The sequence below is a fragment of the Chelativorans alearensis genome (assembly GCF_010993735.1).
Lineage (GTDB): Bacteria > Pseudomonadota > Alphaproteobacteria > Rhizobiales > Rhizobiaceae > Chelativorans > Chelativorans alearense.
On record NZ_WQNI01000006.1, the window covers coordinates 171077 to 184306 of the forward strand.

Here is a 13230-nt window from a genome sequence, read left to right on the forward strand (position 1 = left end):
ATATGAAGGGCAGGAAAAGCGGTCGAAACGACCGAGGAGGTCGAGATGAAAAAGCATGTCGCAACGCTGTGCGCGGCGGTCATGGCGTTTTCCGTTGCAGGCGTCCCCACCGCGCCGTCCATATCCGCGCCGATCTATCCGGCGCCGTTGGCTGCGCCCGATAACGGCAAGCGCTACGAGGAGGTGAACCACCGCGGCAGGTACTATTCGCGCGACTATCGTCGCTACAGGAAATACCGCCGCCACCGGCGCGATCGGGACAACGACGTGGGCGCATTGCTCGGTGGGCTTGCGGCGGGCGCGATCCTCGGCGGGCTGCTCAGCCAGTCGCGAAGGGCGCCCGTCTACCGCTACGGCAGCGACCCGCATGTGGAATGGTGCCTGCGGCGTTACCGCTCCTACGATGTGCGCACGGACACCTTCCAGCCCTATCACGGCCCGCGCAGGTATTGTAACTCGCCCTATCGGTGAGCCGAGGCCATAGGATGGCGCCGGCAGGCCGCCCACGCGGCCTGCCGGTGTCCAGGTTCAAGACCGGCCCCGACCCATCACCCACCTTCATCGTTGGCTCAATGAAATTGATATGACTGGTCAGCATTCCTGACCTATGCTCGTCGGCCTGGAGGTTCCCATGACCGCTGACAGTTACGTCGCGCCGCGCCGGTGGAGCGAATTCATGCTTGGCGCGCGCCGGAGCCTGCCCGTCGTCGTGGCCGCCGCTCCCTTCGGCCTTTTGTTCGGCACCCTTGCGCTGGAGAACGGTTTTTCCACCTTCGAGGCGATCTTCATGAGCGCCACCATCTATGCCGGCGCCAGCCAGATGGTGGGCCTTGACCTCTTCGGTGCAAAGGTCGCGCCGTGGCTGGTGGTCCTGTCCATCTTCGCCGTCAATTTCCGCCACGTGCTCTATTCCGCCACCATCGGCCGCCAGCTCTCCCACTGGACACCGCTGCAGCGCGCTGTCGGCTTCTTCTTCCTGGTCGACCCGCAGTTCGCCGAAGCCGAGCAGCGGGTGGAGAGCGGCCGGCGGATCGGCTTTGCCTGGTACATGGGGATCGCCCTGCCGATCTATACCCTGTGGGTCGTCGAGGCGTGGGTGGGAGCCCTTTTCGGCCGCCTCATCCCCGATCCGCATGCGCTGGGGATCGATTTCCTTTTACCGATCTACTTTCTCGGCCTCGTCATGGGCTTCCGCAAACGGGCGATGTGGCTGCCCGTCGTGGGCGTGAGCGCCGTGGCGTCCGTCATCGCCTATAAGACCGTGGGCTCTCCCTGGCATGTGTCGATCGGCGCGCTGGCCGGTGTCTTTCTTGGGGCATTGCTGCCGCCGGGCAAATCCGTGCGGGAGGAGGCGCAATGAGCACGATTTTCTGGATCATCGTCGCCGGTGCGGTGCTGACCTACCTGACGCGCGCCGGCGGGCACCTGGTGCTCTCCCGCTTCGAGCGCATCCATCCACGCGTGGAAGCGGGGCTCAACGCCGTGCCCGCCGCGGTGCTGACGACACTGGTGGCGCCCGCCGCGATGGAGGGTGGGCCGGCCGAGATCGCGGCTCTTGTGGTAGCGGCGCTGATCTCGCTGGCGGGCGGCGGGATGATGCCGATGTTCCTGACGGCCATGGCGGTGCTCATTCTCCTGCGGCATTTGCTGGGGTAGAGCAGTCCTTACAGCGGCGCCGTCGCTAAACGCAGCCAGGCGGCCGTCTCGCCGTCGACCAGCGGCCCGACCTCCGCCAAGACCCGTCCATGATAGGCGTCGAGCCACTCCCGCTCCTCTCCCGTCAGAAGCGACGGATCGATGAGCCGGCGGTCGACGGGTGCCAGCGTCAGCGTCTCGAAGCCGTGCATGTCCACCTCGCCCCCTTCGACAGGCTCGGGAGGGGTGACGACGATGAGGTTCTCGATGCGGATGCCGTAGTGCCCGGCGCGGTAGTAGCCGGGCTCGTTGGACAGGATCATGCCGGTGCGCAGCTTTTCCGTGCCGGTCTTGGCGATGCGCTGCGGGCCCTCGTGCACGGAAAGGTAGGAGCCGACGCCATGGCCCGTTCCATGGCCATAGTCGAGGCCGGCATTCCAGAGAGCAAGCCGGGCGAAGGCGTCGATGTCCACGCCGCGGGTGCCGGCGGGAAAGCGCAGCATGGAGAGGGCGATCACGCCCTTCAGCACCAGGGTGAAGCGGTTCCGCATCTCGTCCGTCGGCTGGCCGAGGGCGACGGTGCGCGTGACATCCGTCGTGCCATCCTCGTACTGGCCGCCGGAATCGACCAGCAGAAGCTCGCCCGCCGCAAGCTTCCGGTTGGTCTTCCTCGTCACGCGGTAGTGGATGATGGCGCCGTTGGGGCCGGCGCCGGAGATGGTGTCGAAGGAGATGTCGCGCAGCGGCATCTGCGCTTCGTCGCCGGCGCGGCGCCGGCATTCCTCCAGATGCTTGACGACGGCGATCTCGTCGAGGCTCTCCGGTTCCTGCGCGTCGAGCCAGGCGAGGAAGCGGGCAAGGGCCGCGCCGTCGCGCAAGTGGGCTGCCCGCGCGCCCTTCAGCTCCGCCTCGTTCTTCATGGCGCGGGGAAGGGCAGTGGGATCGGCGAAGGAGACGGTTGCGCCGCCGCTCTCCTCCACCAGGAGGCGCAGCTTCTCGGCCGCGCGGGCATTGTCGAGGCCGATCTTCGCGCCATCTCGCGCTAGCTCCGCGAGCACGGTCTCCAGCTCCGAGGGCACATGGAGCTCCGCCAGTTGGCGCAGATAGGTCTCCGTTTCGTTCGAGAGCTTCTTCGGGTCCATGAAGAGGCGCGGTCGGTCTTTGGCCGAGAGAATGGCAAAACCGAGCGCCAGCGGCGTGTGCGGAACGTCGCTGCCACGGATGTTGAACGCCCAGGCGAGCGAGGATGGGTCGGTGAGCACCGTGTGGTCGACGCCGTCCTCGGCCAGCTTGCCGGCCAGGCGGGAGAGCTTGTCGGCGGCTGCTTCCCCGGCATAGTTGAGCGGGTGGATGCGCACCGGCTCGGCGGGCGGGGCGGGCTGGTCTTCCCATATGGCGTCAACGAGATTGCGTTCGAGCGGTACGGCCTCCGCGCCCGGCTTCTCCAGGGCTTTGCGCAGGCCAAGCGTGTCGCCGATGGTGTGCAGCCAGGGGTCGAAGCCGACGCGTGCGCCCTTCGACAGGTTCGCCTTCACCCAGTCGCGCGGCGGGTTGTCGACAAGGCTCTCGATATCGAAGAGCGCGGGATCCGTCTGCTCGCCGGCCTGCAGCGTGTAGCGGCCGTCGACGAAGAGGACCGCCTTCTCGCGCAGGATGAGCGCCGCGCCCGCCGAGCCGGTGAAGCCGGTCAGCCATGCAAGCCGCTCCGCGCCCGGCGGCAGGTATTCTCCCTGATGTTCGTCGCTGTGCGGCACCAACAGGCCGTCGAGGCCGGCCTCTGCCATCAACGCGCGCAAGCGCTCCAGGCGCGGACCTGCCTGAGAGGGATCGGCGGTGCTGTCGAAAGACTGGAACATGGGGCACTCCACAGGGCGCTGTCTTGTCGCAATTCCGGGCGGAAACCGGTTCCCGCCTTTCCTCAAATTTTTCTAGAGGCCGCGACCCTAACCGCGGGTGAGGGCGCGGGCAATGCGGCGGAGAGGGATTTCAATCTTATTGATGTTGCGGCGCAGCACGTCCTTCGCACATGCAAAAATCGAATGGCTGGCATGCGCAATGAGCGCTGGTTGATCGGGTCAGCAATGCTTACCTTTCGAAGCGTGGAGGACGAACTTTCTATAGTGAGAAGGAAACTTCACATGGCACATGGTGCAAAGCGTGGATTTTTTCGTAACGCCGTGGATGCGTTGGTTGCCGCCCGCGAACGGCAGGTGAGCCGCTATGTCAACGGCGCGCTCCTGATGCTCGACGACGAGACGTTGAAGGCGCACGGCTACAGCCGTGAAGAGCTGCGCCGCAAGGGCACGGGCTATATGTACTGAGATTTTCACTCGGGGCTTGGAAAAAGGCGGCCGCAGCCACTGCGGCCGCCTTTTTTCTTTTTAGACCAGTTCATCGTTTCACGGAATCGATGAACTGGTCTAACTTTTTGTTTTGTCGCAATTCCGGACGGAAACCCGGTTCCACTTTTCCTGGAATTGCTCTAGCGCTTCATGTGGAGCGTGGCCCAGCCTTCGCGGTGGATCGTGGCGACGTGGCGGAAGCCCTGGCCGACATAGGCGGCGATGACGGCACGGCGCTGGCGGTCCAGAATGCCCGACAGGATGAGCGAGCCGCCCGGTGCAAGATGATGCGCCATATCGGGCGCCAGCCGCATCAGCGGGCGGGCGAGGACGTTGGCGACGATCAGGTCGAACGGTCGTCTTTCGGCAAACAGGCGGTGATGGAAGCCGGGCGCTGTGACGGGGTGGACCCAGGCGGCGGCTTCGTTCAGCCGCACATTGGAACGCGCCACACGCGTGGCCGTGGGGTCGATGTCGGTGGCCAGCACCGGAATGCGCCTGAGCTTGGCGATGGCGATGGCCAGGACGGCGCTGCCCGTGCCGAGGTCCAGCGCGTTCCTGGGGTGCTCGCGGTTCATGACGCGGCCGATCATCTCCAGACAGCCCGCCGTCGTGCCGTGGTGGCCGGTACCGAAGGCAAGGCCTGCCTCGATCTCGATGGCGATCTCGCCCGGCCGCGCGCCGCCGCGCTCGTGGGCGCCGTGGATGAAGAAGCGGCCGGCCCGCACGGCGCGCAGACCCTCCAGCGCGTGGGCGACCCAGTCGGTCTCCGGTAGCTCCTCCACGGATATCTCCGGAAAGACGGGCAGGGCGCCGAGGGCCGCGCCCATGCGCGTCTTCACGCCGTCGGCATCCTCCATGGCATAGACGGAGACCTCGTGCAGGCCTTGCGCCTCGTCGATCTCCGTGATGGCGAGCGCCAGTCCGTCATCCTCGAATGCGCGGTCGAAAAGATCATAGATGCGGGTGGCAAGCGCCTGCGGCGCCTGGAGGTAGAGACGGGTCTGGGACATCGGCTTTAAAGAAGGTGGGGCTAGGGTGTGTTGAGATTCAGGCCATGGCGGGCTGCAAATGGCGATTTTCCGCGCTTCCGGTGCTCATGTACCCGTACGTACACTGCGCTCCGGTTCTCGAAAATCACCATTTTCGCCTCGCCCTGACCTTGAATCTCAACACACCCCAAGTCAGCCCTCCTTTACCAGCCGGCGCAGCTTGGCGATAGCTGTGTCCGGGTTCTCCTGGTAGGAAATGGTGCCGAAAAAGTCGCCGTCGCGGCCAAGCAACATGACCGAGGCCGTGTGGTCCATGGTGTAGTCGCCGCCCTCCAACTCCACCTTGTTGGCATAGATGCGGTAGGATCTGACCATCTCCATCACTTTCTCGGGCTCGCCGGTGATGCCGGTGATGCGGCTGGAGAAGTTTTCCAGATAATTCTTCATGATCTCCGGCGTATCGCGCTCGGGGTCGACGGTGACGAAATAAGCCCCCAATTCCTCGCCGTCCTCGCCCAGTTGCTCGAGCCAGCCTTCCATCTCGAACAGTGTGGTGGGGCAGATGTCGGGGCAATGGGTGAAGCCGAAGAAGATCGCCGTCGGACTGCCCTCGAATGCCTTTTCGCTGATCGGTTCGCCATTCTGGTCGACAAGCTGGAACGGCGCGCCAAAGGCGACCGCCGCACTCCTGTCGCGGTACCACTGGAACGTGAGCAAGCCGACTGCAAGGACCATAAGGGCGAGAATGCCGACAAGAATGTAGCGCATCATGGAAATCACCGTTGAAGGAAATCAGAGACACCAGGCAAGGCCGGCCTCAGCCAGGGAAATAAAAATCGCCGCGCCGTTCTCCATCCACATGGCAAGCCCGAGACCAGCTAGCGCCGCTAGGAGCATGGCAAGGGCACCAAGCTTGAGGAAGGCCGGAAGATTGGCGGGTGCCGTCTTCATGGATGAAGGATAGTCCCGATGCCGAGGGGAAGGAAGATGCAAACTGTCGCAAGCGGCGACCGCTCACGGGGAGAAGGAGCCGCTAAAGATATCACCCCGCTGCACACCGTGTCGTCATATACGCACATGTTATGTTTGCCGATACGGCCTTTACCTTGTCCCAGTGGTCCGACCCAACAGATGGTACCCATCCCTTTGGAAGAGCTAGCGCACGAGTTGTTAACCTGTTGGGGCGATTTGTCCGGACAGATGGGGCCATCTGTCAGGATCGCACCACTAGACCATTGCTGCAGGATTTGATTCGCACGAGCCGGTGAAGCTTACGTGCAACCCAATATAGAAATATACTCGCGTGGTGCGTGTATTGACTTTCATCCTACTTATATAGCCAAATGCCAAGGGCTTTTCTGCGCCCTGGTGGCGCGGTATCGAGCAGGGGCAATTAAATGAATAAGAACTTCCACGAACTGAAACGTCAGCTTGCTGAACTTTCAGAAACCATCAACAAATTCGAGTCGGAAGCTGTCCAGCTCCGCATCGTGGAACTTTTATTCAACCAAGCCGGCGGCCAGAGATTCTTGGAGGCACCTGGTAGTTCCTACGCCGCCGGGCCCGGCCGGGCCGGCAGGCGCGAAGCGGCGGGCCCCTCTGGTGCCGGTTCGCGGGCACGCACAACCGCCCCTAGCGCCAGCGGTGCCGTCGCGGCGCTGGCGCGATTGATTTCCAGCGACTTCTTCAATCAAAAACGCACGATCGGCGATATCGTGAAAAAATGCGAAGAAGAAGTCGGCACCCGCTATAAATCCAACGCCTTTTCCGGGCCGCTGTCGCGCTACGCCAATAGCGGTGTGCTGAAACGCGAGAAGAACGCCGACGGCAAGTACGTATATTTCAAATAGGTATGCGATCGTCATAAACGGCCGGTGTGGGCTGAAGCTTCGGCCCGAAACCGTTCACGCCCGTTCGACGAAGCCGTCCAGAACGCGTTTCTGGCCCGCCTTGTCGAAATCGATGGTAAGCTTGTTGCCATCTATTGCCGCGACATTGCCGTTGCCGAACTTCAGGTGGAAGACGCGGTCGCCCACCTTGAAGGCCGAAGGGCCATCGGCGACCGACTTGGCCACCAGCTCGCCCTCGATGGTGCGGCCCTTGACCGAGCCGCGCCCAGCGCCATAGCCCGAATCCGTCTCGCCGTAGCCGATGCGCTCTACCTGATGGCCGGAGCGCGTGCCCCAGTTGCGCGCCGTGGCGTCCGTGCGGTTTTTCTGGGCGCGCTGCCAGCCGGGGGTGGCGTAGGAATTGGAGAAGACCTCCGCCGCCTCGTCGAAGCGCGAGGGGCCGTAGGGATTGGGCCGGCCCGGCTGCCTGCCGCCCTGGGGGCGCCCATAACCGCCATAGGCGCCGCCGTCCTCTGCCACCTCGACATGCGCCTCGGGCAATTCATCGAGGAAGCGCGAGGGGATGGTGGATTGCCACAGGCCGTGGATGCGGCGGTTGGAGGTGAACCAGACGTGCAGGTTCTTCTTGGCGCGCGTCAGGCCGACATAGGCAAGCCGCCGCTCCTCCTCAAGGCCGGAACGCCCGCCCTCGTCGAGCGCGCGCTGATGGGGGAAGAGGCCTTCTTCCCAGCCGGGCAGGAACACGGTGTCGAACTCCAGCCCCTTGGCCGAATGCAGCGTCATAAGGCTGACTGCGTCGAGCTCCTCGTCGCGCTCGGCGTCCATGACCAGCGCCACATGCTCCAGAAAGCCGCGCAGGCTCTCGTATTCCTCCATGGAGCGGATGAGCTCCTTCAAGTTCTCCAGCCGCCCAGGCGCTTCGGCGGAACGGTCGTTCTTCCACATGTCGGTGTAGCCCGACTCCTCCAGGATCAGCTCGGCCAACTCCGTATGCGGCGTGCGCTCCAGCATGCCCTGCCAGCGCTCGAAGCTTTCCACGAGGTTGCGCAGGGCGGCACGCGGCTTGGGCTTCATCTCCTCGGTGCCGACAAGGTCGCGCGCGGCCTGCAGGAGCGGCGCGCCGCGCATGCGTGCGACATCATGGATCTGGCGTACGGCGGCTTCGCCCAAGCCTCGCTTCGGCACGTTGACGATGCGCTCGAAGGCGAGGTCGTCGGCGCCTTGGGCGACGACACGGAAATAGGCGAGCGCGTCGCGGATCTCCATCCGCTCGTAGAAGCGCGGGCCGCCGATGACACGGTAGTTGAGGCCGAGGGTGACGAAACGATCCTCGAACTCGCGCATCTGGAAGGAAGCGCGCACGAGGATGGCCATGTCGTTGAGAGCGTGGTCCTTGGCCTGGAGAGCCTCGATCTCCTCGCCGAGGGCGCGCGCCTCTTCTTCCGAATCCCAGGCGGCGTGGACCTTGACCTTGGGGTCGTCCGGATCGGCCGCGTCGGTGAAAAGCGTCTTGCCGAGCCGGCCTTCGTTGTGGGCGATGAGATGGGAGGCGGCGCCCAGGATATGGGCGGTGGAGCGGTAGTTGCGCTCAAGCCGGATGACGGTGGCGCCGGGAAAATCCTTCTCGAAGCGCAGGATGTTGTCCACCTCGGCGCCGCGCCAGCCGTAGATGGATTGATCGTCGTCGCCCACACAACAAATGTTGATTTGTTGTGTGGGTTTGTTTTCGCTCACGGGCCGCACCGCCGCCTGCGGCGGCTGGCCCTCCGCGGGGGCGGGCGAAACGTCGCCCGGCGCCCGGTCGGGCGCTCGGCCTTCGGCCGGATGCTTGCCTGGCCGCTGCGCGAGGAGCCTCAGCCACATGTACTGCGCCGTGTTCGTGTCCTGATACTCGTCCACCAGGATGTATTTGAACTTGGCGTGGTATTCCCTGAGAACGTCCGGGTTTTCGCGGAAGAGGCGGATCGGGTGCAGGAGGAGGTCGCCGAAATCCACCGCATTCAGCGTCTTCAGCCGCTCCTGATATGCGGCATAGAGTTCGCGGCCCTTGCCGTTCGCGAAAGCGCGGGCGTCGCCCTCGGGAATGTCCTGCGGGACCAGCCCCTTGTTCTTCCAGCCGTCGATCATCTGCGCGAACTGGCGCGCCGGCCAGCGCTTGTCGTCCAGACCCTCGGCCTGGATGAGCTGCTTCAGGAGCCTGATCTGGTCGTCGGTGTCGAGGATGGTGAAGGAGGATTTGAGGCCGGCGAGCTCGGCATGGCGGCGTAAGAGCTTGACGCCGATCGAGTGGAACGTGCCGAGCCACGGCATGCCCTCGATAGCCTGCCCGACCAACACGCCGATACGCGCCTTCATCTCGCGCGCCGCCTTGTTGGTGAAGGTGACTGCGAGGATCTGCGAGGGATAGGCACGGCCGGTCGCCAGGATGTGGGCGATGCGCGTCGTCAGCACCCGCGTCTTGCCGGTACCGGCGCCCGCCAAGACGAGCACCGGACCTTCGGTGGTCTCGACGGCCAGGCGCTGCTCCGGGTTCAGCCCTTCGAGATAGGGTGTGGCCGCGCCCTGGCGGGCGGCCATGGCGCGCGCGGCAATGCCGCCCGCGCGCGGGGCGGTGGGCGGGGAGCGTGGGGCTTCATCATCGCCGAAGAACGGCAGATCGTCCGGAGAACCTGACATTGAGCACCGCATATGGTGATTCGGGCCTGGGAGGCCAAACGTTTTCCTTTTGTACCGGTTCGTCACGGCAAGGCCAAGGTCTGTGCCGGCACTTCACGCAGCCCCCGGCACTTCACGCAGCCCCGGTACTTCACGCAGCCTTGAATGGACCGGCTGGAAACCCATTCCTATGCTCGCTCAGGGCGTGACGGCCCGAGGGGGAACGCAATTATCCCAGGAGAGAGCGTAGCTATGTCCACACCGAAGATCACCCAGGCGATGATCAACGCCTACGACGAGTACACCCACCTTAGCCTAGACCGCCGCGGCTTCATGGAAAAGCTGACGAAGCTTGCCGGCTCGAGCGCGGCCGCGGCGGCGATTGTGCCGCTGCTGGCAGCCAACTCCGCCCGCGCCGCCATGATCGCAGAAGACGACGAGCGGCTGACGATCGAGGAGATCACCTATCCGGGTGGCACGGGCGAGATGCGGGGCTATCTCGTGCGCCCGGCCGAGCAGGAAGGGCCGCTGCCGGCGGTCGTCGTCATCCACGAGAACCGCGGACTTAACGCACATATCAAGGATGTGGCGCGGCGCATGGCGTTGGAGGGGTTCGTGGCGCTGGCGCCGGACTTCCTGTCGCCCCTCGGCGGCACGCCGGAAGACGAGGACGAGGCGCGGTCGATGTTCGGCCAGCTTGATCCGGAGCAGACGGTCGCCAACGGCGTTGCCACCATCGAATTCCTGGAAGGGCACGAGGAGACGAACGGCAACGTGGGTGCCGTCGGCTTCTGCTGGGGCGGCGGCACGGTGAACAGCCTCGCCGTCAACGCGCCTTCTCTCGACGCGGCGGTCGCCTATTACGGGGCGCAGCCCGACCCGGAGGACGTGGAGAATATCAGCGCACCGCTGCTCCTCCACTACGCCGGCCTCGACGAGCGCATCAACGCCGGCATCGAGGAATATCGCGAGGCGCTCGAGGCGGCCGGCGCCGAACACACCATCCACATGTACGAAGGGGTGAACCACGCCTTCAACAACGATACCTCCGAGGCCCGCTATGACAAGGAGGCGGCAGACCTGGCGTGGCAGCGGACGGTGGAGTTCTTCAACGAGAAGCTCGCTTAAGCCGTACGGGGGGCTGCCTATGGGCAGCCCCGCGCTTCCTGCGCCCGGCGCAGGATCGCACGTGCGAAGACGAGGTCGATGGGGATGGGGTCGCGCTGCGTCTCGATCTGGTAAAGCTCCTCGTCCAGCGCTTTCAGGGCGCGCCAGACCTCGTAGTCGCTTACGCTCGCGTCACGGGCAAGCCGCTCGGACATCCGTTTCACATCGACCTTCAAGGCTGTCTCCCTGGTGCCGCCGGAGCGGTGGGCGAATCAATTTGAGCGTTGGGAGAATTCTGAAACGCCTATCGGGCGCTTCAAGGAAGGGCGGAGCTGTAAGCTGTGCAAAGGGGGGTATGGTTAAGCGCCGGTTAACATTGGTTTGCCGCAATTCCGGACGGAAAACCGGTTTCCACGCCTCCTGAAATTGCTCTCGGACCTCAGCGATGCTCTTCCTCGCTGAGCTGCACCAGCGCCTTGTTGAAGGAGCGCAGCGCGCGGATATGGGTGGCGAAGGCGATGATGCGGGTCTCGTCCTTGGGGTCGACCACGGGTAGTCGGGTGTGGCCGCTCTGGTCGAAGGCGCGCAGGGCCGCTTCCAGTGTGTCGGTGGGCTTGAGCGCGGGCGTATCTTCCTGTGGATCGTGGCGCTCCGGTTCGGCGTCGTCGGCCAGCGGCTCCATGAAGTCCATCACGCGGGTGACCTGGCCGAGCGCGCGATGCGGGCCTTCCTGGATGAACAGGCCGCGCATTTCCAGCTGCCAGTGGAACCAGGAGTGGCCGTGGATCGCCTGCGTGATGCCGTGGGCGACGGCGACGGTGAGCAGGAGGGCGATGGAGAGCGTGTAGCCGCCTGTCAGCTCGAAGACGATGAGCGTGGTCGAGATGGGCGCGCCGAGGACGGCGCCGGCGACCGCGCCCATGCCGAGGATGGCATAGAGGCCGCCGCTCGAGGCCATGTCGGGGAAGACGGAGGCCGCGATGACGCCGAAGGAGCCGCCGGTGAGCGCGCCGAGATAGAGGGCCGGCGAGAAGATGCCGCCGCCGAAGCGGGCGCCGAGCGTGATCGCCGTGGCGACCGTCTTCACGACGATCAGCATCAGCATCGTGATGAGAGGCAGCCGCTGCCACAGCGCCATGTCCGTTACCTCGTAGCCGACGCCCAGCACCTGCGGGAAGACGAGTGCGATGGCGCCGACCAGGATGCCGCCGGCCATCGGCTGCAGCCATAGCGGGATGCGTGTGCCGCGCGCCACGAACTCGGCGATGAACAGTGCCAACTGGAACAGGATGGCGACCACCGCCGCTGTCACGCCGAGCAGAACGAAGGCGGGGAACTCCCAAAAGGATGTGATCGCATAGTGGGGCACGAGGAAGGCCGCCGCATTGCCGAACCAAAGCCGGGAGGCCACGCCGCCCGCCGTTGAGGCTATGACGATGGGCACGAAGGAGCGCATGGCGTAGTGGCCAAGGATCACCTCGTGGGCGAACAGAACGCCGGCGATCGGCGCGTTGAAGGAGGCGGCGATGGCGCTCGCCACGCCGGCACCCAGCAGCGTGCGGCGGCACCATTCGGGGAGTTCGGCGCGCCAGGCGACGGCGGTGGCCAGCACCGCGCCCAGATGCACTACCGGCCCCTCGCGCCCGGCGCTGGCACCGGATCCCAAGGAGAGCGCGGTAATGAACGCGGAAAGCAGCCCGTCGCGCAGCGAAAGCTTGCGGCCGGCGAGCGCCCGCGCTTCGATGACATCGGCCACGGCACCCGTGCGCCGCGCCTTGAGCCCGATGAGAAGCAGTCCGACGAGAAGCCCGCCGACGACGGGGCCGGCCATGATCCAGTACCAGGAAAGCGTGACGGCGTTCGAATAGACACGTTCGGAACGGGAGCCGAGCCAGGGGAGCTGGAAGATGCCGATCAATTCGCGGAAGACGATAGCGGCGATGGCCACGCCGATGCCGATCGCCAGTGCGATCAGCCAGACGAAGGGCTGGCGCGTCTCCATGAAGGCGCGCAGGTTCGGCTCGACCCAGGAGACGACGGTGCGTGGAAGGCGGGAGACAAGCCGAGGCGCCATCGGTCCGTCAGGCCCGCCAGCGGATGGCGATGGCGCGGCCGGCCCGCTCGGGCGCGGGCAGGCCGGCATGGGCCGCGGCAAGCTGCTCCACCTTCTCCATCACGTCCGGAGGGAACGGGGCTACTTTCGGGCCGCTCATGTCCACATGCAGTGTAAGGCATTCGCATGTGGCGGCGAGCCAGCCGTCCGCGTGGCGGACCTCCTGAAAGGAGCGTAGCCGCTTCTCGTCATGGTCGAGAAGCTGCCAGGAAACGGTGACGCGGTCGCCCCGATGCAATTCGCGTACATAGCAGATGTGGACTTCGGCCGAGTATGTGGTCAGCCGGCGCGCCTTCGCGTAGTCCGGCCCCATGCCGAGGGCAATGGAGACCTCATCGAACGCACGGTCGAACAGCACCGCGTAATAGGCCATGTTCATATGGCCGTTGTAGTCGATCCAGCCTTCCTCGACCTCGAAGACACTGGAGATATGCGGTCCGCCCACCCGTCTCGTTCCTTTCCCTTGCAATACCGATCGCCACTGGACAATGCGACGATTTGCTGGAGACTCGGGATAGAAACGGAAAGCCTTTTGC

14 protein-coding genes are annotated in these 13230 nt (G+C 64.9%); 6 read left to right on the forward strand and 8 right to left on the reverse strand.

The features are described from left to right. The first annotated feature begins 45 nt into the window (after positions 1 to 45). From GPJ75_RS11230 to GPJ75_RS11240, 3 genes are all read left to right on the forward strand, one after another. Positions 46 to 471 carry a BA14K family protein gene (locus tag GPJ75_RS11230; RefSeq protein ID WP_163268112.1) on the forward strand — a complete coding sequence of 142 codons (426 nt, stop codon included), beginning with the start codon at positions 46 to 48 and terminating at the stop codon, positions 469 to 471. Between the two features lie 160 nt (positions 472 to 631). Continuing rightward, positions 632 to 1360 (forward strand): AzlC family ABC transporter permease, encoded by a 729-nt coding sequence (locus GPJ75_RS11235; RefSeq protein ID WP_163268114.1) that lies wholly within the window; start codon positions 632 to 634, stop codon positions 1358 to 1360. Then, positions 1357 to 1656 carry an AzlD family protein gene (locus GPJ75_RS11240; RefSeq protein WP_163268116.1) on the forward strand — a complete coding sequence of 100 codons (300 nt, stop codon included), beginning with the start codon at positions 1357 to 1359 and terminating at the stop codon, positions 1654 to 1656. Before GPJ75_RS11235 ends, GPJ75_RS11240 begins: the two co-directional genes overlap by 4 nt. An 8-nt stretch (positions 1657 to 1664) precedes the next feature. On the opposite strand, the gene GPJ75_RS11245 is transcribed toward GPJ75_RS11240, so the two are convergent. Then, positions 1665 to 3491 carry an aminopeptidase P family protein gene (locus tag GPJ75_RS11245; protein WP_163268118.1) on the reverse strand — a complete coding sequence of 609 codons (1827 nt, stop codon included), beginning with the start codon at positions 3489 to 3491 and terminating at the stop codon, positions 1665 to 1667. 282 nt (positions 3492 to 3773) lie between these two features. Between GPJ75_RS11245 and GPJ75_RS11250 the strand changes: the two genes are divergently transcribed. Further along, on the forward strand, positions 3774 to 3956 hold the full coding sequence (locus GPJ75_RS11250) for a hypothetical protein (RefSeq protein ID WP_163268119.1): 183 nt from the start codon (positions 3774 to 3776) through the stop codon (positions 3954 to 3956). 161 nt (positions 3957 to 4117) lie between these two features. Here the strand turns inward: GPJ75_RS11250 and GPJ75_RS11255 are convergent, their stop codons facing one another. The 3 genes from GPJ75_RS11255 to GPJ75_RS11265 all read right to left on the reverse strand — a co-directional run bounded on the left by GPJ75_RS11255 (position 4118) and on the right by GPJ75_RS11265 (position 5920). Further along, positions 4118 to 4990: a 50S ribosomal protein L11 methyltransferase gene (locus tag GPJ75_RS11255; protein ID WP_163268121.1), complete on the reverse strand. Its 873-nt coding sequence runs from the start codon at positions 4988 to 4990 to the stop codon at positions 4118 to 4120. A gap of 171 nt (positions 4991 to 5161) precedes the next feature. Continuing rightward, positions 5162 to 5740, reverse strand: coding sequence for an SCO family protein (locus GPJ75_RS11260; protein ID WP_163268123.1), 579 nt, complete (start codon positions 5738 to 5740; stop codon positions 5162 to 5164). Between the two features lie 21 nt (positions 5741 to 5761). Further along, a complete protein-coding gene (locus tag GPJ75_RS11265; protein WP_163268125.1) occupies positions 5762 to 5920 on the reverse strand; it encodes a hypothetical protein in 159 nt (52 codons plus the stop codon). A 446-nt stretch (positions 5921 to 6366) separates the two neighbouring features. On the opposite strand from GPJ75_RS11265, the gene GPJ75_RS11270 reads away from it, so the two are divergent. Then, the gene (locus GPJ75_RS11270) at positions 6367 to 6819 is read left to right on the forward strand and encodes a hypothetical protein (RefSeq protein WP_163268127.1); all 453 of its coding nucleotides are present in this window, start codon (positions 6367 to 6369) and stop codon (positions 6817 to 6819) included. Between the two features lie 54 nt (positions 6820 to 6873). On the opposite strand, the gene GPJ75_RS11275 is transcribed toward GPJ75_RS11270, so the two are convergent. Then, on the reverse strand, positions 6874 to 9495 hold the full coding sequence (locus tag GPJ75_RS11275; RefSeq protein ID WP_163268129.1) for an ATP-dependent helicase: 2622 nt from the start codon (positions 9493 to 9495) through the stop codon (positions 6874 to 6876). Between the two features lie 231 nt (positions 9496 to 9726). Between GPJ75_RS11275 and GPJ75_RS11280 the strand changes: the two genes are divergently transcribed. Next, positions 9727 to 10602: a dienelactone hydrolase family protein gene (locus GPJ75_RS11280; RefSeq protein WP_163268130.1), complete on the forward strand. Its 876-nt coding sequence runs from the start codon at positions 9727 to 9729 to the stop codon at positions 10600 to 10602. Between the two features lie 17 nt (positions 10603 to 10619). On the opposite strand, the gene GPJ75_RS11285 is transcribed toward GPJ75_RS11280, so the two are convergent. The 3 genes from GPJ75_RS11285 to GPJ75_RS11295 form a co-directional block, all read right to left on the reverse strand. Beyond that, entirely contained in the window at positions 10620 to 10817 is a 198-nt protein-coding gene (locus tag GPJ75_RS11285) for a hypothetical protein (RefSeq protein ID WP_159592014.1), read from the reverse strand. A 203-nt stretch (positions 10818 to 11020) separates the two neighbouring features. Beyond that, a complete protein-coding gene (locus GPJ75_RS11290; RefSeq protein ID WP_163268132.1) occupies positions 11021 to 12655 on the reverse strand; it encodes a chloride channel protein in 1635 nt (544 codons plus the stop codon). 7 nt (positions 12656 to 12662) lie between these two features. Beyond that, a complete protein-coding gene (locus tag GPJ75_RS11295; protein ID WP_281354771.1) occupies positions 12663 to 13139 on the reverse strand; it encodes a thioesterase family protein in 477 nt (158 codons plus the stop codon). Between the last annotated feature and the right edge of the window lie 91 nt (positions 13140 to 13230).

What these genes read in the sequence shown, in the direction of transcription:
- GPJ75_RS11230 (WP_163268112.1), top strand. Translation starts at nt 46, where the DNA reads ATGAAAAAGCATGTCGCAACGCTGTGCGCGGCGGTCATGGCGTTTTCC.
- GPJ75_RS11235 (WP_163268114.1), top strand. Translation starts at nt 632, where the DNA reads ATGACCGCTGACAGTTACGTCGCGCCGCGCCGGTGGAGCGAATTCATG.
- GPJ75_RS11240 (WP_163268116.1), top strand. Translation starts at nt 1,357, where the DNA reads ATGAGCACGATTTTCTGGATCATCGTCGCCGGTGCGGTGCTGACCTAC.
- GPJ75_RS11245 (WP_163268118.1), bottom strand. Translation starts at nt 3,491, where the DNA reads ATGTTCCAGTCTTTCGACAGCACCGCCGATCCCTCTCAGGCAGGTCCG.
- GPJ75_RS11250 (WP_163268119.1), top strand. Translation starts at nt 3,774, where the DNA reads ATGGCACATGGTGCAAAGCGTGGATTTTTTCGTAACGCCGTGGATGCG.
- GPJ75_RS11255 (WP_163268121.1), bottom strand. Translation starts at nt 4,990, where the DNA reads ATGTCCCAGACCCGTCTCTACCTCCAGGCGCCGCAGGCGCTTGCCACC.
- GPJ75_RS11260 (WP_163268123.1), bottom strand. Translation starts at nt 5,740, where the DNA reads ATGATGCGCTACATTCTTGTCGGCATTCTCGCCCTTATGGTCCTTGCA.
- GPJ75_RS11265 (WP_163268125.1), bottom strand. Translation starts at nt 5,920, where the DNA reads ATGAAGACGGCACCCGCCAATCTTCCGGCCTTCCTCAAGCTTGGTGCC.
- GPJ75_RS11270 (WP_163268127.1), top strand. Translation starts at nt 6,367, where the DNA reads ATGAATAAGAACTTCCACGAACTGAAACGTCAGCTTGCTGAACTTTCA.
- GPJ75_RS11275 (WP_163268129.1), bottom strand. Translation starts at nt 9,495, where the DNA reads ATGTCAGGTTCTCCGGACGATCTGCCGTTCTTCGGCGATGATGAAGCC.
- GPJ75_RS11280 (WP_163268130.1), top strand. Translation starts at nt 9,727, where the DNA reads ATGTCCACACCGAAGATCACCCAGGCGATGATCAACGCCTACGACGAG.
- GPJ75_RS11290 (WP_163268132.1), bottom strand. Translation starts at nt 12,655, where the DNA reads ATGGCGCCTCGGCTTGTCTCCCGCCTTCCACGCACCGTCGTCTCCTGG.